The organism is Pseudomonas sp. StFLB209 (genome assembly GCF_000829415.1).
GTDB lineage: Bacteria > Pseudomonadota > Gammaproteobacteria > Pseudomonadales > Pseudomonadaceae > Aquipseudomonas.
In genome coordinates this window covers 3,148,162-3,168,589 of record NZ_AP014637.1, presented here as the reverse complement: position 1 = coordinate 3,168,589, position 20,428 = coordinate 3,148,162, and the positions used below count along the sequence as shown (strand labels likewise).

At 61.7% G+C, this 20,428-nt stretch carries 18 protein-coding genes; 7 read left to right on the top strand and 11 right to left on the bottom strand.

Annotated elements, in window-relative coordinates; translation table 11 throughout:
* Positions 1–57 precede the first annotated feature (57 nt).
* Both PSCI_RS14095 and PSCI_RS14090 read left to right on the top strand, forming a co-directional pair.
* The gene (locus PSCI_RS14095; protein ID WP_045487833.1) at positions 58–426 is read left to right on the top strand and encodes a septal ring lytic transglycosylase RlpA family protein; all 369 of its coding nucleotides are present in this window, start codon (positions 58–60) and stop codon (positions 424–426) included.
* 52 nt (positions 427–478) lie between these two features.
* Complete coding sequence (locus tag PSCI_RS14090) at positions 479–1,525, top strand: calcium/sodium antiporter (RefSeq protein WP_045487830.1); 1,047 nt, start codon at positions 479–481, stop codon at positions 1,523–1,525.
* A gap of 29 nt (positions 1,526–1,554) precedes the next feature.
* On the opposite strand, the gene PSCI_RS14085 is transcribed toward PSCI_RS14090, so the two are convergent.
* The 4 genes from PSCI_RS14085 to ptsP form a co-directional block, all read right to left on the bottom strand.
* Positions 1,555–2,496 (bottom strand): AEC family transporter, encoded by a 942-nt coding sequence (locus tag PSCI_RS14085; RefSeq protein WP_045487827.1) that lies wholly within the window; start codon positions 2,494–2,496, stop codon positions 1,555–1,557.
* 125 nt (positions 2,497–2,621) lie between these two features.
* Positions 2,622–4,358 carry a PTS fructose-like transporter subunit IIB gene (locus PSCI_RS14080; protein ID WP_045487825.1) on the bottom strand — a complete coding sequence of 579 codons (1,737 nt, stop codon included), beginning with the start codon at positions 4,356–4,358 and terminating at the stop codon, positions 2,622–2,624.
* Between the two features lie 15 nt (positions 4,359–4,373).
* The gene (gene pfkB / locus PSCI_RS14075) at positions 4,374–5,315 is read right to left on the bottom strand and encodes a 1-phosphofructokinase (protein ID WP_045487822.1); all 942 of its coding nucleotides are present in this window, start codon (positions 5,313–5,315) and stop codon (positions 4,374–4,376) included.
* Positions 5,316–8,180, bottom strand: a complete 2,865-nt coding sequence (ptsP, locus tag PSCI_RS14070; protein WP_045487819.1) for a phosphoenolpyruvate--protein phosphotransferase — start codon at positions 8,178–8,180, stop codon at positions 5,316–5,318. It lies immediately after the preceding gene.
* Positions 8,181–8,515: 335 nt separating this feature from the next.
* Between ptsP and cra the strand changes: the two genes are divergently transcribed.
* Entirely contained in the window at positions 8,516–9,499 is a 984-nt protein-coding gene (gene cra, locus PSCI_RS14065) for a catabolite repressor/activator (RefSeq protein WP_045487817.1), read from the top strand.
* On the top strand, positions 9,496–10,305 hold the full coding sequence (locus tag PSCI_RS14060) for a TatD family hydrolase (RefSeq protein WP_045487815.1): 810 nt from the start codon (positions 9,496–9,498) through the stop codon (positions 10,303–10,305). The genes cra and PSCI_RS14060 overlap by 4 nt, the downstream gene beginning before the upstream one ends.
* A gap of 1 nt (position 10,306) precedes the next feature.
* On the opposite strand, the gene ampE is transcribed toward PSCI_RS14060, so the two are convergent.
* The 3 genes from ampE to PSCI_RS14045 form a co-directional block, all read right to left on the bottom strand.
* Entirely contained in the window at positions 10,307–11,143 is an 837-nt protein-coding gene (ampE, locus tag PSCI_RS14055) for a regulatory signaling modulator protein AmpE (RefSeq protein ID WP_045487813.1), read from the bottom strand.
* Positions 11,140–11,706, bottom strand: coding sequence for a 1,6-anhydro-N-acetylmuramyl-L-alanine amidase AmpD (gene ampD / locus PSCI_RS14050; RefSeq protein ID WP_045487811.1), 567 nt, complete (start codon positions 11,704–11,706; stop codon positions 11,140–11,142). Before ampD ends, ampE begins: the two co-directional genes overlap by 4 nt.
* 88 nt (positions 11,707–11,794) lie before the next feature.
* Positions 11,795–14,026, bottom strand: a complete 2,232-nt coding sequence (locus tag PSCI_RS14045; RefSeq protein ID WP_045487808.1) for a DUF1631 domain-containing protein — start codon at positions 14,024–14,026, stop codon at positions 11,795–11,797.
* Positions 14,027–14,384: 358 nt separating this feature from the next.
* Between PSCI_RS14045 and nadC the strand changes: the two genes are divergently transcribed.
* Genes nadC through PSCI_RS14030 form a run of 3 tightly spaced genes read left to right on the top strand, consistent with a single transcriptional unit; the run spans position 14,385 to position 17,630 of the window.
* Complete coding sequence (gene nadC / locus PSCI_RS14040; protein WP_045487801.1) at positions 14,385–15,233, top strand: carboxylating nicotinate-nucleotide diphosphorylase; 849 nt, start codon at positions 14,385–14,387, stop codon at positions 15,231–15,233.
* A gap of 34 nt (positions 15,234–15,267) precedes the next feature.
* Positions 15,268–16,341, top strand: coding sequence for a TIGR00266 family protein (locus PSCI_RS14035; RefSeq protein ID WP_045487798.1), 1,074 nt, complete (start codon positions 15,268–15,270; stop codon positions 16,339–16,341).
* Positions 16,342–16,382: 41 nt separating this feature from the next.
* Positions 16,383–17,630, top strand: coding sequence for a VWA domain-containing protein (locus tag PSCI_RS14030; protein WP_045487795.1), 1,248 nt, complete (start codon positions 16,383–16,385; stop codon positions 17,628–17,630).
* 47 nt (positions 17,631–17,677) lie between these two features.
* Here PSCI_RS14030 and PSCI_RS14025 read toward each other — a convergent pair whose 3' ends face one another.
* The 4 genes from PSCI_RS14025 to PSCI_RS14010 are packed head-to-tail and all read right to left on the bottom strand — an operon-like array spanning position 17,678 to position 20,411.
* Complete coding sequence (locus PSCI_RS14025) at positions 17,678–18,256, bottom strand: TerD family protein (RefSeq protein WP_045487792.1); 579 nt, start codon at positions 18,254–18,256, stop codon at positions 17,678–17,680.
* Positions 18,257–18,293: 37 nt separating this feature from the next.
* Positions 18,294–18,869 (bottom strand): TerD family protein, encoded by a 576-nt coding sequence (locus tag PSCI_RS14020; RefSeq protein ID WP_045487790.1) that lies wholly within the window; start codon positions 18,867–18,869, stop codon positions 18,294–18,296.
* A gap of 27 nt (positions 18,870–18,896) precedes the next feature.
* Positions 18,897–19,934, bottom strand: a complete 1,038-nt coding sequence (locus tag PSCI_RS14015; protein WP_045487787.1) for a TerC/Alx family metal homeostasis membrane protein — start codon at positions 19,932–19,934, stop codon at positions 18,897–18,899.
* A 27-nt stretch (positions 19,935–19,961) separates the two neighbouring features.
* The gene (locus PSCI_RS14010) at positions 19,962–20,411 is read right to left on the bottom strand and encodes a tellurite resistance TerB family protein (RefSeq protein WP_045487784.1); all 450 of its coding nucleotides are present in this window, start codon (positions 20,409–20,411) and stop codon (positions 19,962–19,964) included.
* Positions 20,412–20,428 lie beyond the last annotated feature (17 nt).

The following is a 20,428-nucleotide window of genomic DNA, read 5'->3' as shown; positions in this document are numbered from 1 at the left end:
CTGTTGCAGCCCATACAGGCTCATGCCTGGCGTAATAACCCGAGAAGGATAATCTCCATGCGCCGATTGCTCATTGCCTGTTCCCTGCTTTCCCTGCTGGCTGGCTGCGCCAGCCACACCATTGACCCGCACGGTTACGACCAGATCGGTACCGCGTCCTATTACGGCAACGCCCACCATGGCAAGCGCACCGCCAGCGGCGAGCCGTTCGACCAGCATGCCCTGACCGCCGCGCATCGCCAGTTACCCTTCGGCACCCGGGTCAAAGTCACCAACCTCAACAACGAACGCAGTGTCGTGCTGCGGATCAATGACCGTGGCCCGCACACCCGCGGCCGGCTGATCGATGTGTCCCGCGAAGCCGCCGAGCAACTGGGCATGCTGCGCAGCGGAACCGCCAAAGTCCGTATCCAGAGCCTGGAATGAGGGCCTTGCCATTAGCTATCTGATTGCTCTGCCCCCCCAACTGCTGCTGCAATTGGCCAGCGGCCTGCTGTTGCTATTGATCGGTGCCGGTTTGTCGGTACGCGCCGCTGTCGGCCTGGCCGCCCTGTTACAGGTGCGTGCGCTGATCATCGGCCTGACCGTCGTGGCCCTGGGCAGCAGCGCACCACAGCTGTCGGTGGGCTTGCAGGCGGCCTTGACGGCAAGCCCGGATATCGCGGTGGGCAGCGTGGTCGGCGGGCATATCTTCAATATGCTGGTCACGCTGGGATTGTGTGCACTGATCATCCCCTTGCGTGTGCCATTGCAGGTGGTGCGTATCGATATACCCTTGCTGATTGGCGCCTGCGTGCTGCTGTTCGTACTGGCACGCAACGGTGAAATCAGTACGCTGGACGGCGTGATACTGCTGCTGGGCCTTGCCGCCTGCCTGTTGATCATCCTGCGTCAGGCCAGCCACGGCGCACGACACGGGCATTACCAGAGCACCGAACAGTTGAGCCGTCGGCCACAGGCAGCCAAGCACTTGCTGATGCTGGCCGCCGGCCTGACGGCGCTGGTCAGCGGTGGCCATATGCTGGTCGAGGCGACCGTGGTGATCGCCATTCACCTGGGCCTGTCAGAGCGCATCATCGGTTTGACCCTGATGGCGGTCGCCACCTCGATCCCGGCGCTGCTCACCTCGTTGATCGCAGCCCTGCGCGGCGAACGCGACATCGCCGTAGGCAACGTGATCGGCAGCAGCCTGTTCAACCTGCTCGGCGTATTGGGCCTGACCACGCTGGTCGCTCCACAGCCGCTGTCAGTCTCGCCCAACTCACTGGTCTACGACCTGCCGATCATGCTCGGTGTGACGGTACTGTGCCTGCCGCTGTTGCATTCCGGGCTGCGTATAGACCGCCTCAAAGGCCTGCTGCTGCTGGCGCTCTACGCGCTGTACGGGCTGGACATCATCGGCTTCAGCACCGGCTCGCTGCAGGCCGAACGCCTGGAAAGCCTGATGCTACGCTTCGTGCTGCCGACACTGACCGCTCTGGTCTTGCTCGGCATGCTGCGCAGTTGGTGGCGCCAACACCGATAGCAGCGCAGGCGCTCCCCGCCTGCAACTGCCTAGATCCAGCCACCCCACTGCAACAGGAAGATTCCGATGTTGGTGGTCACTGCGGCCGCCAGGGTGGTCAGCACAATGATCGCTGCCGCCAACTCGTAGTTGCCATTGGCCGAGCGGGCCATGATGTAGCTCGACGCTGCGGTCGGGCTGGCGAAGTACAGGAACAGAATGCCCAGCTCTGCGCCCCGGAAACCATAAGCCCAGGCCGCCAGGGTACAGATCAGCGGCAGCCAGACCATTTTCATCAGGCTCGCGCCAACCGCCATTTTGCCGCTCTTGCGCAGCGAGGCCAGCGACAGGGTGCCACCGATACAGATCAGCGCCAGCGGCAGGGTCATCTGCGCCAGATAGTTGGCCGAGGTTTCGAACCAGGTCGGCAGGCGCACACCGTAGTAGGCGAACGGCGAAGCGACGATTACGCTGATGATCAGCGGGTTGGACAACACGCTCTTGATCACGCTCCACGGGTCGGATTTGATCACCGGGCTATACACCGCCAGGATCATGGTCGACAGCGCGTTGTAATAGAGGATGACCATCGCCGCGAGGATCGCCCCGACCGAGATGCCATGGCTACCGTACATGCTCGCCGCCAGCGCCAGGCCGACCACGCCGTTATTGCCACGGAATGCGCCTTGCACGTAGACGCCGCGGTCTTCGAACGGAATGCGCCAGATCGCCCAGCCCCACAGCAGGGCGAAGCTCAACAGGGTCGAGAGCGTGAAAAAGATCAGCAGGTCAGGCTGCAGGGCGGTGCTCAGATCAGCATGGACAATGCCCATGAACAGCAACGCCGGCATGGTGACATTGAACACCAGCGACGAAGCGGTAACGATGAAGCCGTCATTAATGGCGCCGATACGCTTGAGAAACACGCCCATGAACAGCATCGCAAACACCGGGGCGGTGACATTGAGTGTTTCAAGAAAAATTGCCAGCATGCCCCACACCCCGTCCCGTCGTTAGGTGACTAATGATAAGCCAAGTACGACATCATATGTGACAGGGTTTTACAGAAGCAGGCGCCAGCCTGCGACACGACTGACGCCTGTATTGCCACGGCAACTCAGCTCTGCGGCGCCACTCGCAACTCGACCACATCCGGGCGTTTAAGCATGGCGTAGAGCACACCGGTCAGCAGGCTGCCGGCAACGATGGCCAGCAGGTACAGCAAGGCATGGTTGATCGCGTTGGGGATCAGCATCACGAACAGGCCGCCATGCGGCGCCATCAGCTTGCAGCCAAAATACATCGACAGGGCGCCGGTCAGTGCGCCCCCGGCGATGCTTGCCGGAATGACCCGCAACGGGTCTTTGGCGGCAAACGGGATCGCGCCCTCGGAAATGAAACACAGGCCCAGCACGAAAGACGCCTTGCCGGCCTCTCGTTCACTCTGGGCAAACTTGCGCCGCGCAAGCAGGCTGGCGATGCCCATGCCGATCGGCGGTACCATACCGGCCGCCATCGCCGCCGCCATGGGCGCGTAGCTCTGCGATGCCAGCAAGCCGACCGAGAACGCATAAGACGCCTTGTTGATCGGCCCGCCCAGATCGACGCACATCATCGCGCCAAGCACCACACCGAGCAAAATGGCGTTGGCGGTGCCCATGGTTTCCAGAAACTGGGTCAAGGCACTGAGCATCCCTGCCACCGGCCGCCCCACCACGTAGATCATCATCAGCCCGGTAAACAGGCTGGCCAGCAGCGGAATGATCAGAATCGGTTTGAGTGCTTCGACGCTGGCCGGCAAACGCGCATAACGGTTGATCAGCTGCGCGCTGTAGCCGGCCAGAAAACCGGCGACGATCCCGCCAATGAAGCCCGCACCGAGGGTACTGGCCAGCAAGCCGCCGATCATCCCCGGCGCCAGCCCCGGCCGGTCGGCGATGGACCAGGCGATGTAACCGGCCAGCAGCGGCACCATCAGTTTGAACGCCGCCTCACCGCCAATCTGCATCAGGGCCGCCGCCAGAGTGCCCTGCTCCTTGAACGCTTCGATGCCGAACACAAACGACAAGGCAATCAACAAGCCGCCGGCCACCACCATCGGCAGCATGAACGACACACCCGTCAGCAGGTGTTTATAGACGCCATTGCCCTCGCTCTTGGTCGCTGCCGCGCTGGCTTTACCGTGGGTTTCGACCACTGCCTCGCTCAATGCTTTGCCGAGGATCGCTTCAGGTTGCTTCAGGGCGATACCGGTACCGCAGCGGTAGATCCGCTTGCCGGCGAAGCGCTCGGTGGCCACTTCAATATCGGTGGCCAGCAGCACCACATCGGCCTGCTCAATGGCCTCGGCGCTCAATGGGGTACGGGCACCGACCGACCCCTGGGTTTCCACTTGCAGCTCGTGGTTCAGGCGTTTGGCAGCCTGTTGCAAGGCCTCGGCGGCCATGAAGGTGTGCGCCACGCCGGTCGGGCAGGCGGTGATGGCCACAATACGCGCGCCCTGCGCGGCTGACTGCACGGCCGCCGCCGGGCTGCTCGCCGGCTGGAAAGGTTGTGCCTGCGCGGCGGCGCCCTTGAGAAACCCTTCGGCATCCTGCAACGCCTGAGCGGGCGCAGCCTGGTATAAGCGTTTGCCGGCAAACCGGCTCAGATCCAGAGGGCCGGTGTACACGGCAACCACCAGATCGGCCTGCTCGATGTCTTGCGCCGACAGACAACGCTGCGGCTTGTGCGGGTCGACCACCTCGACGCAGGTCGACCAACCCAGGCGCTGGGCTGCCGCGTCCAGCAAGCGGGCGCTGAGTACGCTGCTGATCTTGCCGTTGGGGCAGGCCGTGACTATGGCTAATTTCATTACCCTTTCCTCTTGTTATTCTTCGCTCAGGCTGCGCACGGTCACGCCGCTCGCCAACGATTCAAGTTGTGCGGCATCGCTGATGCCGAACCCGATCTGGGTCACCGCCAACGCCGCGACTGCCGTGGCGGTGCGCAGCGCCTGTTGCGGCTCATGGCCATTTAGCAGGCCGTGTAACAGCCCCGCCAGCAATGAGTCACCGGCCCCCACCGTACTGGCCACACGAACCTTGGGCGGTCGCGCATGCAGCGCTGCGCCAGCGCGGAACCAGCACAGCCCCTCGCCACCCTGGGAAATCACCACATGCTCGATACCGTGGCGCTGCAGCTCGCGGGCCGCCGCCGTCTGCGCGGCAACGGAGTCAAGCGGCACAGCAAGCACCTGGGCCAGCTCTTCGGTGTTGGGCTTGATCAGCCACGGCGCAGCTTGCAGACCGGCGCGCAGCGCCTCGCCACTGGTGTCGAGGGCCACTTTGACACCCTGCTTGTTGAGCATGCCCAGCAAGCGTTGCAACCACTGTGGCGTTACGCCGCGCGGCAGGCTGCCGGCCACCACCACCGCGTCGAACTGTCTGGCGATCCGCTCGATACGCTCAAACAGCGCATGCTGCGCCTCGCTACCGACCTCAAGACCCGGCCCGTTGATATCGGTGATTCGCCCATCGGCTTCGGCCAGCTTGAGATTGCTGCGCGTCTCGCCCGGCACCCGGACAAACGCATCGACAAAGCCGCGTTGCTCGAACAATCGATCAAACGCCTGAGGGTTATCCAGGCCAAGAAACCCCGACACGGTCAGCTGATGGCCCAGATCAGCCAACACCTGGGCGACGTTGAGCCCTTTGCCCGCCGCATGGGTGTGCATCGCCTCGCTGCGATTGACCTCGCCGATACGCAGTTGCCCCAGCTGGACGGTCAGGTCCAGTGCCGGATTGAGAGTAACGGTCAGAATCCGCGCCATTCAGAGAGCCTCCACCAGTGTACGCACGTGTGTGGCGCTGCTGGCTTTCAGCGCCTCCCGGGCCAGTGCCTGAGCGCTCGACAGGCTGAGTTCGCGCACGCAGGCCTTGACCTCGGCAATGCTGCGCGCCGCAACGCTCAGCTCATCCACCCCAAGACCGACCAGCACCGGCACGGCCAGCGGATCGGCGGCCAGCTCGCCACACACGCCGACCCACTTGCCTTGGGCATGCGCCGCCTTGACGGTCATGTCGATCAATTGCAGGACCGCCGGGTGCAGGCCGTCGGCCTGGGCTGACAACGTCGGGTGACCCCGGTCGATGGCCAGCGCGTACTGGGTCAGGTCATTAGTGCCTACGCTGAAGAAGTCCACCTCCTGGGCCAGTACCGGGGCCAGCAGGGCGGCAGATGGCACCTCGACCATGATGCCCACTTGCAGATCGCTGACCGGAATCTCGCGGCGCAGGCGCTCAACCATGTCGCGGCCCTGACGCCATTCTTCGACACTGCCGACCATCGGGAACATGATCCGCAGCGCACGGTTATCGGCAGCGCGCAGCAGGGCACGCAATTGCGCCTCCATGATCTGCGGGCGCTGCAAGGTCAAACGGATGCCGCGCACGCCGAGGAACGGGTTCTCTTCCTTGTCGATGGGCCAGTACGGCAGCGGTTTGTCGCCGCCAACATCCAGCGTGCGCACCACCAGCGCACGGCCGCCCAGATCATCCAGCACCCGCCGGTATTCGAGTTCTTGGGTCGCTTCGTCCGGCGCCTGGTCATGAGCCATGAACAACAGCTCGGTACGCAACAGGCCAATACCCTCAGCACCCTGCTCCACGGCTGCCGGTGTGCCGCTGCTGTCGCCGATGTTCGCACAGACCTCAACCCGATGACCGTCGCGGGTCTGGGCCGGCTCAAAGCGTGCAGCGAAGGCAGCCTTGAGGCGCTGCTCGCGGGCGTCACGCTCATCAAGGGCGCGCTGCACCACAGCCTGATCCGGTGCCACGGTCAGGCGGCCACGTTGCGCATCGAGCAGCAACGGCGTGCCCGGCTCGATCAACAGCACCTGCTCACCGGCGCCCACCAGCGCGGTAATGCCCAGCGCACGAGCGACAATCGCGCTATGCGCCGTGGCGCCACCGCGTGCGGTAAGAATGCCGGCTACCCGTTGCGGGTCGAGGCGCGCCACATCGGACGGGCCAACCTCATCAATCACCAGCACATAAGGTTGCTGCGGTTCGGCGACCTGCCGCACACCGCACAGATGGCCAAGCACCCGCCGACCGACGTCGCGCAGGTCAGCAGCCCGCTCGGCGAGCAGGGCGTCATTGAGTGCTTCCTGGCGCGAGGCCGCCGACTCGATAACGCCATCCCAGGCGGCGGCGGCGCTGGCACCGCTGTCCAGGCATCGCAATACCTCGGCGCTCAGTTCCGGGTCGTCGAGCATTTCCTGATGGGTAACAAAAATCTCGCTGATCGCCTTGGCCTGGCTGCGCTGAATCAGTTGGCCGAGCTCGTCGCGCACCTGAGCCAGGGCGTTGTGCAGACGCTCGCGCTCGGCAGCCGGCGATTGGCCTTGCTGCGGGTAGTCGAAGGTCGGCGTTACCTGCACATGGGCCGGCCCCAAGGCAATGCCCGGTGACGCCGCCACCGCAGCGATCACGGCACCGGCCGACGGCGCCGCTACGCTAAGAGGCGTAGCCGCCTGCAACACGGGCGCAGCTGCAGGTACGGCAGCCAGCGGCTCGACCTGCTCGCCCAAGCCCTGCTCCACAGCCGCCAGCAACGCCGGTAAGGCATCGCTGGCAATACTCGGCTCAGCCACGAACTCCAGGGTCTGGCCACGGCGGGCCCCCAGGCTCAGCAGCTTGCTGAGGCTCTTCGCCGACACCGCGGTTTCGGCACTTTCCAGTACCCGCACGCGAATCTCGCCATCAAAGCCCTTGGCCAGTTGCGCCAACGCTTTGGCTGGCCGGGCATGCAGACCGTGGGCGTTGGCCAGAACGATCTGTGCAGCAGGCCACTCGGGCGGCACCTGCCCCCCCAGCGCCTGCAACACCGTGCGGCTATTGGTGGCCTGGCCCAGTTCCTGGCCACGGCCCTCAATCAGCAAGGCACATAGACGCTCAAGCAGCGCCTGGTGCGCCTCGCCCAGGCTGGCCAGACAGAACAAGCCAGTCAACGGCTGGCCCAGGTAGCGCAGAGGCTTGTCCGGGGTTACAAACGCCAGCCCCGGACGCTTGACGGTCTGCTCACTGTGCAACCACCACAGGCCGTCACCCAGTGGCAGGGCTTCGACCTGCTGCAGGATTGCGGCAAAACCGTTATTGACACAATCGGCCTTGCGCAATAACCGCGCGCCCCGCCAGACCAGCTCTTCGAAATCCTCCACCGACAGGCCCAGGCTGATCATCTGCGCATCCAGGGCCAGTTCCTGCGGGGCGCCTTGCAATAGCTTGAGCAGATCCTCTGGCGTTCTGGCGGCACACAATGACGGTCCCAGATCATCTTCGCCCAGCGCCCGGGTCAATAATTGCAGCAGGCGCAGGTGCTCATCGGAGGTGGCCGCGATACCGATCGCCAGATAGACGATCTGCCCATCGCCCCAGTCCACCCCCTCGGGAAACTGCATCAGACGCACCCCGGTGGTGTGCACCTGATCACGGGTCTGCGGGGTGCCGTGAGGGATGGCAATACCCTGCCCCAGAAAGGTCGAGCCCTGTTGCTCGCGATCTTGCAAGCCTTGAAGATACCCAGGGGCAACCAGACCGTCAGCCACCAGATGATCGGCCAACAGTTGCAGGGCTGCGGATTTGTCCGCTGCCACCTGGGCCATGGAAATCTGCTCCAGAGCGAGTTCGAGCATGCCTGACTCCTGTTTGGCGCCAATACGCCGCTTGATTCTTGTTTTAGAAATTCTGTTGCACAAATACCGACAGCGTAGAGAACAGATTCACCGTCCGCCTGACAGTTTCAGCGATAAGTGATTAACGTAAAAACTTGCCTGCTGAAACGTTTAATCTAAACTTATGCGGCACATTACTCGATTCTTTGCACAGGTTGAAGCCCACCGGGCCGATTCGCTGCGACGCTCGTCAAATAGTTCGAGCATTCGTCGTCACCCATGGTCTGCTGTAAAGATCACGCCGCTTGGGAGAGAATCCCTGCGGCCATGAGGCAACCAAGACAAAGGAATCTTCGGTGAAACTTAGTGATATCGCGCGTCTGGCAGGGGTTTCAGTCACGACCGCCAGCTATGTGATCAACGGCAAGGCTGAGCAACAACGCATCAGCCCGGCCACTGTGGAGCGAGTGCGGGCGGTGGTCGAACAACACGACTTTCGCCCCAACCCCCAGGCGGCAGGCTTGCGCAGCCGGCACAGTCGCACCCTGGGCTTCATCCTTCCGGACCTGGAAAACCCCAGCTACGCACGCATTGCCAAGCTGCTGGAACAAGGTGCCCGCGCCCGTGGCTACCAGTTACTGGTCGCCAGCTCCGACGATGACCCGCTCAGTGAGCTGCAATTGCTGCAATTGTTCCGCGCCCGCCGCTGCGACGCGCTGCTGGTCGCCAGCGGCTTGCCGGCCAGTGATGATAGCTACCGCCAGTTGCAAAGCCAGGGCATACCGATCATTGCCATCGACCGCGAGATGGACCGTGAGCTGTTCTGCTCAGTGGTCAGCGATGACCAGCAAGCCAGCCAGCAACTGACCCAAAGCCTGCTCAAGACCCGCCCGCAGCACATCGCCCTGATCGGCGCACGCCCGGAACTGAGCGTCAGCCGCGAACGGGCGGCCGGTTTCAGTCAGGCGCTGGAAGGCTTCAGCGGCCAGGTCATCATTGAACAGGGTGATGCGTTTAGCCGCGCCTGCGGACAACGCCTGACCGAGGAACTGCTGCAACGCCTCGGACACCTGCCTGACGCGCTGGTGACCACCTCCTACGTGCTGTTGCAAGGGGTATTTGATGCCCTGCCGCGCCATGCGACACCGCATCTGGGCACCTTTGGCGACACCCAGTTGCTGGATTTCCTGCCGCTGCCGGTCAACGCCATGGCTCAGCAACACCAGTTGATCGCCGACAAGGCGCTGGAACTGGCCCTGAGCGCCATCGAGCAGGAACACTACCAGCCCGGCGTACACGCCATACCGCGCACGTTCAAGCAGCGGATTGGCGAGGTCTGAGCGTGCAGTTGATCGATACCCACACCCATCTGGACTTTCCAGAGTTTGACGCCGACCGCGCGGCGGTGCTGCGCCACAGCCTGAGTCTAGGCGTGCAGCGCATGGTGGTGCTTGGGGTCTATCAACGCAATTGGCAGCGGCTGTGGGAACTGTGCCTAGCCAATCCGGCGCTGTACGCGGCCTTTGGCCTGCATCCGGTGTATCTCGACGAACACCGGCCGCAACACCTCAACGAGCTGGGCGACTGGCTGACGCGCCTCAAAGGCCATGGGCAGTTGTGCGCGGTGGGTGAAATCGGCCTGGACTTCTTTTTGCCCGAGCTTGATCGTCAGCGTCAGCAAGCGCTATTCGAAGCGCAACTGGGCCTGGCTGCGGATGTTGATCTGCCGGTGCTGCTGCACGTGCGCCGCAGCCATGCCGAAGTAATCGCCACCCTCAAGCGCTACAAACTCAAACGCAGCGGTATCGTGCACGCCTTCGCCGGCAGTATCGAACAAGCCCGGGAGTACATCAGGCTGGGTTACAAGCTGGGCCTGGGCGGCGCCGCCACCTGGCCGCAGGCGCTGCGCATGCATCGGGTGCTGCCGCAGCTACCGCTCGACAGCCTGGTGCTGGAGACCGACGCACCGGACATGGCGCCGGCCATGCATGCGCATCAGCGTAACAGCCCGCAATACCTGCCCGATATCTGCCGGGCGCTGGCAGAGCTGATAGGCATCAGCGCCGAGCAACTGGCCCAGGCCAGCACCGCCAATGCCATGCAGATACTGGGCTGGGCCAGCCAGGTTCAAACACCGCGGCAGTGACTCAGAACAGCAGCGTCCACAGGGCAAAACCTGCGTACCAGACAACGGCCGAGCGCACCAGCAACTCCCAGATCAGATCCAGGCTGTTGACCGCACTGATCCCGACAGTCGGCGCCGGTACTTCACTGGCCACACAGCCGATGCGGGCGACCAGACGCGCCGCGCTGATGTTCCAGTTCAGCAGTTCCTGCAACAGTTCCCGGCTGACGGCGGCAAAGTTGCCGACCAGCGCGAAGCTGGCCGCCAGCAGGCGTACCGGGATCCAGTCGAAGGCATGGCACAATTGCCCGGCACGCTCAGCCACTGGCTTGCTGCTGGCCTTCTCGGCGCTCAGCGCCAGCAAGCGATACGCCAGCGCAGCCACGGGACCGAGCAGGGCATACCAGAAAATTACCGCGAAAAAGCCTTGGTAGGCCTGCCACAGCAGTTGCGCCTGCACACCGAAGATCAGTTGCTGTTCATTGTCGGCCTGGACGTGCAGATCCCGTTCGGCGACATGCACCGCCGCCTGCACATCACCGCGTCGGCATGCATCACGAAACGGCCCCAATGCGGCGAGCACATCACCGCGGCCCAGGCTGTAGATCAACACCAGCAGGTGCACCGGCAACAGCATCCAGCCGTAGGCAACCGAACCAATGATCAGCATGGCCAGGTGCAACACCAGCACCGGCAGCAATACGACCAGCGCCAGTACCAGCCAGGGCTGCCGCGCGGTACGCGGCGCCGCTTCGAGCCGTGCCAATTGCTTGAGCCAGGCATCGTCACGCTGGACCTGTCGGCGCAGAGCAGAAAATTTTTCGATCACAATTGCCAGCAACAACACCAGAAAACTCATTCGTTACCCCCACACACCTGCTGCACAGCCTGTCGAAAACGCTCCCAGTCGAAGCACGGCCCCGGATCGGTCTTGCGCTGCGGGGCGATATCACTATGCCCGCAGATACGCTCGACGGTGATGCCCGGCCAGGCCTGGCGCAGTTGCCGGGTCAGCTCGACCAGCGCCGTATATTGCAGATCGGTGAAAGGCTGATCGTCGGTGCCTTCCAGCTCGATGCCGATGGAAAAGTCATTACAGCCCTCACGCCCCTCGAAGCTTGACACTCCGGCGTGCCAGGCACGCTCCAGACAAGACACGAACTGGCTGACTTCACCATCACGCTCGATGAGAAAGTGCGCTGAAACACGCAGTTCGGCAATGCCTTCGAAATACGGATGCGCGCCTGGGTCCAGACGGTTCTGGAACAAGGCCTGGACATGGCCGGTCTTGAAACAGGCGGGCGGCAGGCTGATATTGTGGATTACCAGCAGCGAGATTTCGCCTGCGGGCCGCGCATTGAAGTTGGGCGACGGGCAGTGGTTGATCCCGCGACACCAACCGCTTGCGGAGTCCAGTTGCATGAACACTCCTTGATGGACGTTTGGACAGCCGCCAGTATGCCCTTGCCAAGGCGTTTTGCGACAGTTGCAGAACGCCCTCCACTTGTGTTCAGGCGCCCTTGCCCCTGCGCAGGTTGCCCATGACCGAGGCCAGCGCACGGTCAAACAACAAGGAATCGTCCAGCACCCGCACCGAGCCGCGGCGGAACTCCACCGCCAGGCCCATACGGGTCTTTTCCAGGACCTTCATGCCAGTGCGGTTGACGAACACATAGCGGCCACCCGGCTCGACGATGGCGGCCAGCTTGCAACGCAACTTGTGCTCTTCATCCTCCTGAATCTCGACCCACATCCCGACATTAAGCCGGTTGACCTGCAGCAGACCGGCGTCATCGACGGGCAATGACTGCAGCGGCTCGCTGAACAGGTGTTCTTCCGGCGCAATGAGGACGATTTCCTCGACCACATTGATCATCGGCGCAGCGTCATCAGTGGCCAGCGGCGCTTCGGTCGCCCCCTGCTGATGCCGCGACAGACGCTGCAGTGCCTGCATGTGCAGCACTTCCAGCTGGCTGAAAAATTCGCTGGTGGCAAAAGGGTCGAAGGCCGCACTGGCCAGCCCTTCGCGCAACACCTTGAGCAGCCCCGGGACCTGCTCAAGCAAACGCTGGCGGGCCTCGGGTTCCTCGTGCGGCTCGACGCTCCAGATCAGATCGTCCACGGCATCAAGGCCGGCCTGCCATTCCTGGGAGACCTCACCGTGCTTGAGGCAGGTCAGCAGCAGCACCTTGCTCCAGGCTTCCTGAAGCAGGCGCACAACAACCTGCGGCAGGGTTCGGCCCAGCAGCCGAAGGTTCAGCTCCTGCTGCACACGCTGACGGGCCAACTCAGCTCGCGAACGGCCTTCTTCGGCATCGCGGGTGCGTTGTTCAAGCAACTCGCTGCGGCGCCGCTCATCACTGGTAAAGGCGAGGAAATCCGCCAACAGCTCGGAGAAGATCGCCGTGTCGTCGACAAAGTCATTGAGCAGCCGCTGGACGATATGCTCGACCCGCAGGTACAGCGAATCACGCTGATAGTCATCACGCCCGCCCCAGCCCAGCGCGGCAGACGCGATCTCGTTGAGCAGACGACGCGCCGGATGGCTGCCACGGCTGAAAAAGCTTTTGTCGAGCACCGCGACCTTGAGCATCGGGATCTGTAACCGGCCGATCAGCGCACGCAGCGAAGACGGCAGATTACGGTCGTCCAGGATGAATTCGAACAGCATCGAGATCAGGTTGATAACGTCTTCATCGCCGCCACCGACGATCCGTGACTTGCCGCTGCGCACACTGACGCGGGTCAGCAGTTGTTCAAGCTGCTGACGCAGGTCGAAGTCTTCGACCTCCTCGCCAGACGGTACGTACTGCTGCAGGTGCGACAACAGGCGCAGCAGGTCCTGACTGGAAATCGGCCGGATTTCGGCATTGGAATCATGCCGAGGTGCCAGGCTGCCACGCAGATGCGCCAGCAGTTCCTGCATTGCCTCGAAGACTTCCTGAACGCCTTTGTCGAGCTTCTCGGTAGCCTGAACCAGCGCCGGATCTTCCAGCCGCGCAGTACGCTGCTCGCGCTGCCCGCGATCGGTCATGCGCCGCGCCGGCAGGGCTTTCATGTCAGGCAGGATGCCCGTGGCGATCAACAACTGGTTGGCTTCTGCGTACAGCTGATCGGCATCGGCCAGAACGTATCTCTCGAACAGCTTGAGGATGATCAGCTTGACCCGAATTTCCACCCCGAAGCTGCGCGCCGATTGCAGAAAGAAATCGCACAGCAGCATAGGCCCCAGCGGATTGCTCTGGTCGGTGATGGGCTGGGGGACCAACTGGTTCAGGCGCGCGGTCAACTGACCAAGGGCCAGGCTGTCGCGGCTCATGACCTTGGTCACCATGGCATCAACCGCCACGGTGCGCTCCAGATCGTCATTATTGACCAGTTCCAGCTTGTCGAAGACCACTGGCCCCGGCAGCACAGGCTCGGCGACCTGGTACTGGCCCAGAACCAGAAACGCTTCGTAGAACTTGTCGACGAAGGTTCGCTCGATGCTCTTGCGCTTGAGGCGCAGATCACGCATGGCCTCGAAGAAGTGGTTCTGCTCGCTGTTGTTACGCGCCCGATCAGCCATCTCGAAGAGGGTGTCGTCAGCATTGTCAAACAGCCTCTGCAAGGCGTCCTTGAGCTGCTGCGCAGCCTTGTCGCGCACCTGCAACAACACGACAGGCAAGCGAGCCAATGGCGTCTGGGTCGCCTGCAACGGCACCGCTTTGCTCAGTGGCACAACCTTTTCGTCGCTTTGCATTGTATCTCCTGACAGGAATTGGCTCTCGGGTGCACCTGGAAACTGCTGGCGTTACACCCGCAGAGGCTGTGTGAAACGACTGCGCTCGGCCTTGGCAGCTCAAACCCACAACCAATGTCAATCTCATGACGTCAATTACAAGTCGTGATTATCTTGCAAGATCCGTTCGCAATTCCATAGGGGAATCCCTGCCTCCCCCCGTAGACCACAAATTTGCTGATCTGTCGCAAACAGCGCCCTGAAACCGACCAACTGTCATGCGCCGCCCCGGCAAAAAATCGCCGGTCAAGGCCTGCCATGGGTGGGTAGCGGCAGTGGCGTGCCTTATACTCGGCCGACTTTGTGAGTGGAGCCCGCTATGCCGAATGTACGACTTGCTGCCCTGACCGCTGAAATCGAAGCCAACGTCCGTCGTGCGTTGCTTGAGGATGTCGGCAGCGGCGACATCACTGCCCAGTTGATCCCGGAGAGCCGTCTGGCCAAGGCCACGATCATTTCTCGCGATAATGCGGTGATATCCGGCACGGCCTGGGTCGATACCGTGTTCCGCCAGCTTGATCCACGGGTTGCAGTGCACTGGCAAGTTGCCGACGGTGACCGGGTCAACGCTGACCAGATTCTGTTTCATCTTGAGGGGCCGGCCCGTTCATTGCTCACCGGTGAACGCAGTGCGCTGAACTTCCTGCAGCTGTTGTCCGGTGTCGCCACCCGCGCGCGGTTCTTCGCCGACCTGGTAAACGGCACCCAAGTGCAATTGCTCGACACCCGCAAGACCCTGCCGGGCCTGCGTCTGGCACAAAAATATGCAGTTACCTGCGGTGGCTGCCATAACCACCGCATCGGCCTTTACGATGCATTCCTGATCAAGGAAAACCACATCGCCGCCTGCGGCGGCATCCCTCAGGCCGTTGCGGCCGCACACAAGATCGCGCCAGGCAAACCGGTCGAGGTGGAAGTCGAGAGCCTTGATGAGCTGCGCGAAGCGCTGGACGCCGGCGCCGATATCATCATGCTCGACGAGCTGAGCCTGGATGACATGCGCGAAGCGGTGCGCCTGAACAATGGCCGCGCCAAGCTCGAAGCCAGCGGCGGCATCAGCGAGCAGACCTTGCGGGTGATTGCAGAAACGGGGGTGGACTATATCTCTATCGGCTCGATGACCAAGGATGTCAAGGCGGTGGACCTGTCCATGCGTCTGAGCCTGTAAGGCAGCCATCGCATCTATAGCAGGAGTCAGCACCATGCAACAGTGGTTCGTAGTGAATGCGGGCAAGCAGTTGGGCCCGATGGATGACGCAGCGGCTCGACTGATTGCCCGGGAAGCACCAGGCGCCTGGTGCTGGACCGCAGGCATGGCCGATTGGCAGCCGATTTATCAGGTGCCACAGGTGCGTGCCGTGAAAAAGGACGGCATCACGCCTTTCCCCGACCCGACTGCTGACATGCTGCAGCCTCGGCCCACTGCAGTGCCGCCGCACAGTGCACCGCCCGCACAGCCCTCCGCCCAACCGGTTCCAGCGGCAGCCAGCCCGGCGTCTGGCGCCTCCAGTGGTTATGGCGCCCTGGCAGTGACCGAGGGCGTTGACTTCAAGCTGTACGGCAGCGAGACGCAGTTCGTCGAGCTTGAACTGGACCGTGGTGAAAGCGCCGTGGCCGAAGCCGGGGCGATGATGTACAAGACCTGCGACGTACAGATGGAAACCATCTTCGGCGACGGCAGCAGTCAGTCCTCCGGGCTACTCGGTTCATTGTTCGGTGCCGGCAAGCGCATGCTCACCGGCGAAAGCCTGTTCACCACGGTGTTCTCGCAACAGGGCGCAGGCAAAGGCCGGGTGGCCTTCGCGGCACCCTACCCCGGCACCATTCTGCCGCTCAACCTGCGCGATTTCGGCGGCAAGCTGGTGTGCCAGAAAGACAGCTTTCTGGCCGGGGCCAAGGGCGTGTCCATCGGCATCCAGTTCCAGAAAAAGATCCTCACCGGGCTGTTCGGCGGTGAAGGCTTCATCCTGCAGAAACTCGAAGGTGACGGCTGGGTGTTCGTGCATACCGGCGGTACGGTAAGGCGTATCGAGCTGGCACCTGGGGAATCGCTGGATGTCGACACCGGTTGCCTGGCAGCCATGACCCAGAACGTCGATTACGACATCCGCATGGTCGGCGGTATCAAGTCGATGCTGTTCGGTGGCGAAGGCGTGTTTTTCGCCCGCCTGACCGGTCCCGGCACCGTCTGGCTGCAGAGCCTGCCCTTCTCGCGCCTGGCCGGACGCATGCTGGCGGCCCTGCCGGCTGGCAGTGTGGGCCGCAGCGAACGCTGATCGCTGCAGTCAAACGTCCACGTCAAACTCCAGGAGGCGCCATGCTGATTTCCCAAGGACAACGTGTCCCGCTGTCGAACCTGATCTCGGGCCAGACATTGACCCTGACCCTCGCCATCGACTCGCCACATGTCATTGACTATGTGTGCTTCGGCGTCGACGCCAACGGCAAGCTGTCAGATGATCGCTACATGATCTTCTTCAATCAGCCGGCCAGCCCGTGCAATAGCATCCAGCAGCAAGGCAATGAGTTTCGCCTGAACCTGAGCAGCCTGCCGGCCAGCATTGATCGGCTGGTGTTCACCGCCTCGATCGATGGTGCAGGCACCATGCAGCAGATCCGCGCCAGCCACTTCAGTATCGGCCAGGCGGGTCGCGAGGTTGCCCGCGGCGAGTTCTCCGGCAGCAGCTTCAACGCCGAAAAAGCGATCATGGTCATTGACCTGTATCGCAAGAACGGTGAGTGGCGGCTGGCTTCCAACCTGCAGGGCTACAACGCAGGGCTCGATGCCCTGGTGGTGCATTTTGGCGGCGAGGTCGCCGATGAGCCTGCTCCGGCGCCGGCACCTGTCGTGGCGGCCGCGAAAATTTCTCTGGAAAAGAAAGTGGCCGAGGCGGCTCCACAACTGGTCAGCCTGGCCAAGAAAGCCCAGGTCAGTCTGGAAAAGGCGCAGTTGACCGATACCCGCGCCCGGGTCGGGCTGGTGCTGGATGCTTCCGGCTCCATGAACGGCCAGTACTCCAGAGGCCATGTCCAGGAAGTCGTTGACCGTCTGTTGCCGCTGGCAGTGCATTTTGACGATGACGGCGCGCTGGATTGCTGGGCCTTTGCCGCAAAGCCAATGCGCTTGACGCCGGTCACCTTGAGCAACTTCCGCGATTTCATCAAGACCGACCATGGCGGCTGGCGCGACTGGGAACTGGGTTCACGGGTCAATAACGAACCCAAGGTCATGCGTCAGGTGATCGACTTCTACAAGCAGTCTGGCGACCGTACCCCGGTGTATATCCTGTTCATCAGCGATGGCGGCGTATCGCAGAACCGCGAGATCATCAAACTGATGAGCGAAGCCGCCAGGCTACCGATCTTCTGGCAGTTTGTCGGCCTGGGCGGGCATGGTTACGGGGTTCTGGAGAAGCTCGACGACATGGAAGGCCGAGTGGTGGATAACTGCAATTTCTTCGCCCTCGACCGACTGGACGAGATTGCTGAAGAGAAACTCTATGACCTGCTGATGGAGGAGTTTCCTGACTGGCTGAAGGCGGCCAAAAGCGCAGGAATTCTCTAATAAAAAAACCGCCATCGAAGATGGCGGTTTTTGTTTACCGATCAGGATCAGCCGATCGATACACCATGAGCTTCAGCCAGTGGCTTGAGGCCGCCGGCGAAGCCCTGGCCGATGGCCTTGAACTTGAACTCGTCGTTGTGACGATACAGCTCACCGAAGATCATCGCGGTTTCGGTGGAAGCATCTTCCGACAGGTCGTAACGGGCGATTTCCTTGCCGTCAGCCTTGTTCACAACGCGGATGTAGGCGTTGGAAACCTGACCGAAGCTCTGCTTGCGTGCATCGGCGTCGTGGATGGTCACAGCGAACACCAGCTTCTTCACGTCGGCAGCCAGGCCGGTCAGCTTGACCAGTACCGACTCGTCGTCGCCTTCGCCAGCGCCGGAGCGGTTGTCGCCCAAGTGCTCGACCGAGCCATCAGCCGACTTCTTGTTGTTGTAGAAAATGAAGCCGCTGTCGTTCAGCACCTTGCCATTTTCACCAACGACGAAGATCGAAGCGTCGAGGTCGAACTCGGTACCGTCAGTCACGCGAGGGTCCCAGCCCAGGCCAACAGTGATTTCCGACAGACCAGGAGCTTCTTTGGACAGAGAGACGTTGCCGCCTTTGCTCAGACTTACAGCCATTTGCGTGTTCCTCCAGTGAATACAGATAAAGCCTGAATCAGAAATTCAGGCCGAGATTGTTGGCAACAGCGCGCAGGCCACCGGCATAACCCTGGCCGACAGCGCGGAATTTCCACTCGCCATTGTTGCGGTACAGTTCGGCGAACAGCATGGCGGTTTCGGTCGAGGCATCTTCAGCCAGGTCGTAACGTACGATCTCGCTGCCGCTTTTCTCGTTGACCACGCGAATGAACGAACCACCCACCTGACCGAAGTTCTGCTTGCGCGAATCGGCGTCATGGATGGTGACCACGAACACGACTTTCTCGACGTCGGCCGGTACGCGGCTCAGGTCGACCTTGATCACTTCGTCGTCGCCGTCACCGGCACCGGTACGGTTGTCACCGGTGTGCTCGACGGAGCCATCAGCGCTCTTGAGCTGGTTGTAGAAAATGAAATCCGCTTCACTGCGGACCTTGCCACTGGCGCCGATCAGAAAAGCACTGGCGTCCAGATCGAACTCCTGACCGTCGGTGGCGCGTGGATCCCAGCCCAGGCCGATCAACACATTGGTCAGGCTCGGGTCAGTCTTGGACAGCGAAAGGTTGCCACCTTTTTGCAGAGTCAAAGCCATGATTGGGTAATCTCCTTTTTCCAGTATTTACGCTTTTGCAGCCGGTTCTTCGTCTTTGGCCGGGAACAGTACGCTGGCCAGAATACCGATGGCCAGTACAACCATGACGACGATCAGGCTGGTGTTCGGGCTGATGCCGTAGCCGTGGCCGAAGATGTGATCGGTTGCGTTCAGACCCAGTTTGAAGGCGATGAAGAACAGCAACGCAATAACTGCTTTTTCCAGGTGCACCAGGTAGCGCTTGAGTGCTTCGAGGACGAAGTACAGGGTACGCAGGCCCAGGATTGCGAACAGCATCGCCGAGTAGACGATCAGCGGCTCACGGCTGACAGCGATGATCGCCGGTACCGAGTCGAAAGCGAACAGCACGTCGGAGATCTCGGCCACAACCACACACAGAAACAGTGGGGTTGCAAACAGAGCACCTTTGGCCGCCAGAGTGATACCGGCGTTTTCAGGCTTCTTGATCTCTTCTTCGAGTACCGAACGGCGCACGAAGAAGTTGTGGCCGTGCAGCTTTGGCCAGACCGGGAACAGTTTCTTGGCGAAGCGGTAAGCCATGTGCTGCGAGTAGTCGATCTCTTCGTCGTCGTCATCGCCGGCACGCAACATCATGATTGCGGTCCAGGCAACGATGATCGCAAACACCACTTCGACCCATGGGCCCAGGGCCAGCAGGCCGGTACCGATGGCCACGAAGATGCCGCGGAACACAATGGCGCCCATGATGCCCCAGTACAGAACACGATGACGCAGGCCATCGGGAATCTTGAACCAGGCGAACAGGGCCATGAACACAAACAGGTTGTCGACACTGAGGACTTTTTCCAGCGCATAGCCGGTAAAGAACAGGGTCGAAACTTCTGAGCCGTGCTGGAAGTACAGGAACACGCCGAACGCCACCGAGATGGCGACCCAGAAGATCGACCACAGGGAGGCCTGGGTCAGGGTGATCGGCTTGTTGCCGCGGTGCGAAAAGAGGTCGATGATCATCGCGCCAACGGCAAGACCGATAAATACGGTCATTGTCAGGGGCGGGAAGCCGATAGCAGTGCTGCTTTCCATTTAACAGAGTACCTCGAGGGATATAGATTACAGATCGAAGTCGGCCGGGTTCAGGCCCAGTTCGCGACAAATGATCCGGCACACCTGGCGCTCGCTTTCTTCGAAACTGCCGTCGGCACCACCAATGGCGCAGCAGACGCGAATCAACAGACGCGCAGCATCTTCCTTGTTCTTGATCTTGCCAATGGTCTTGAGTGCTTCGGCACGACCGATCTCGACATCGAATTCGAACTTGGAGCAAGCATCCTGGAAGGCCTTGATGACATCTTTCATGTCAAAGGCTTTGAGTTCCTGGGAGTTCTGGATGAAACCCGCCATCTTCTGCTTCTCGGCGGAGCTGATATCACCATCAGCAGCCGCGACCAGCGCACATCCCGACACAACCGCATCAAGGAATTCGCGGTTCTTGTACTTCGAGACCTCAGAGGCGAGTTTGTCACGCGCCGCTGTTGCATTGCTTTTCAACCAGTCCAGCATTCTATCCCCCTTTGGAG

What these genes read in the sequence shown, in the direction of transcription:
- PSCI_RS14045 (WP_045487808.1), bottom strand. Translation starts at nt 14,026, where the DNA reads ATGCAAAGCGACGAAAAGGTTGTGCCACTGAGCAAAGCGGTGCCGTTG.
- PSCI_RS14025 (WP_045487792.1), bottom strand. Translation starts at nt 18,256, where the DNA reads ATGGCTGTAAGTCTGAGCAAAGGCGGCAACGTCTCTCTGTCCAAAGAA.
- PSCI_RS14020 (WP_045487790.1), bottom strand. Translation starts at nt 18,869, where the DNA reads ATGGCTTTGACTCTGCAAAAAGGTGGCAACCTTTCGCTGTCCAAGACT.
- PSCI_RS14035 (WP_045487798.1), top strand. Translation starts at nt 15,268, where the DNA reads ATGCAACAGTGGTTCGTAGTGAATGCGGGCAAGCAGTTGGGCCCGATG.
- PSCI_RS14015 (WP_045487787.1), bottom strand. Translation starts at nt 19,934, where the DNA reads ATGGAAAGCAGCACTGCTATCGGCTTCCCGCCCCTGACAATGACCGTA.
- ampE (WP_045487813.1), bottom strand. Translation starts at nt 11,143, where the DNA reads ATGAGTTTTCTGGTGTTGTTGCTGGCAATTGTGATCGAAAAATTTTCT.
- nadC (WP_045487801.1), top strand. Translation starts at nt 14,385, where the DNA reads ATGCCGAATGTACGACTTGCTGCCCTGACCGCTGAAATCGAAGCCAAC.
- PSCI_RS14030 (WP_045487795.1), top strand. Translation starts at nt 16,383, where the DNA reads ATGCTGATTTCCCAAGGACAACGTGTCCCGCTGTCGAACCTGATCTCG.
- PSCI_RS14095 (WP_045487833.1), top strand. Translation starts at nt 58, where the DNA reads ATGCGCCGATTGCTCATTGCCTGTTCCCTGCTTTCCCTGCTGGCTGGC.
- pfkB (WP_045487822.1), bottom strand. Translation starts at nt 5,315, where the DNA reads ATGGCGCGGATTCTGACCGTTACTCTCAATCCGGCACTGGACCTGACC.
- PSCI_RS14085 (WP_045487827.1), bottom strand. Translation starts at nt 2,496, where the DNA reads ATGCTGGCAATTTTTCTTGAAACACTCAATGTCACCGCCCCGGTGTTT.
- PSCI_RS14010 (WP_045487784.1), bottom strand. Translation starts at nt 20,411, where the DNA reads ATGCTGGACTGGTTGAAAAGCAATGCAACAGCGGCGCGTGACAAACTC.
- PSCI_RS14080 (WP_045487825.1), bottom strand. Translation starts at nt 4,358, where the DNA reads ATGAAATTAGCCATAGTCACGGCCTGCCCCAACGGCAAGATCAGCAGC.
- ptsP (WP_045487819.1), bottom strand. Translation starts at nt 8,180, where the DNA reads ATGCTCGAACTCGCTCTGGAGCAGATTTCCATGGCCCAGGTGGCAGCG.
- ampD (WP_045487811.1), bottom strand. Translation starts at nt 11,706, where the DNA reads ATGCAACTGGACTCCGCAAGCGGTTGGTGTCGCGGGATCAACCACTGC.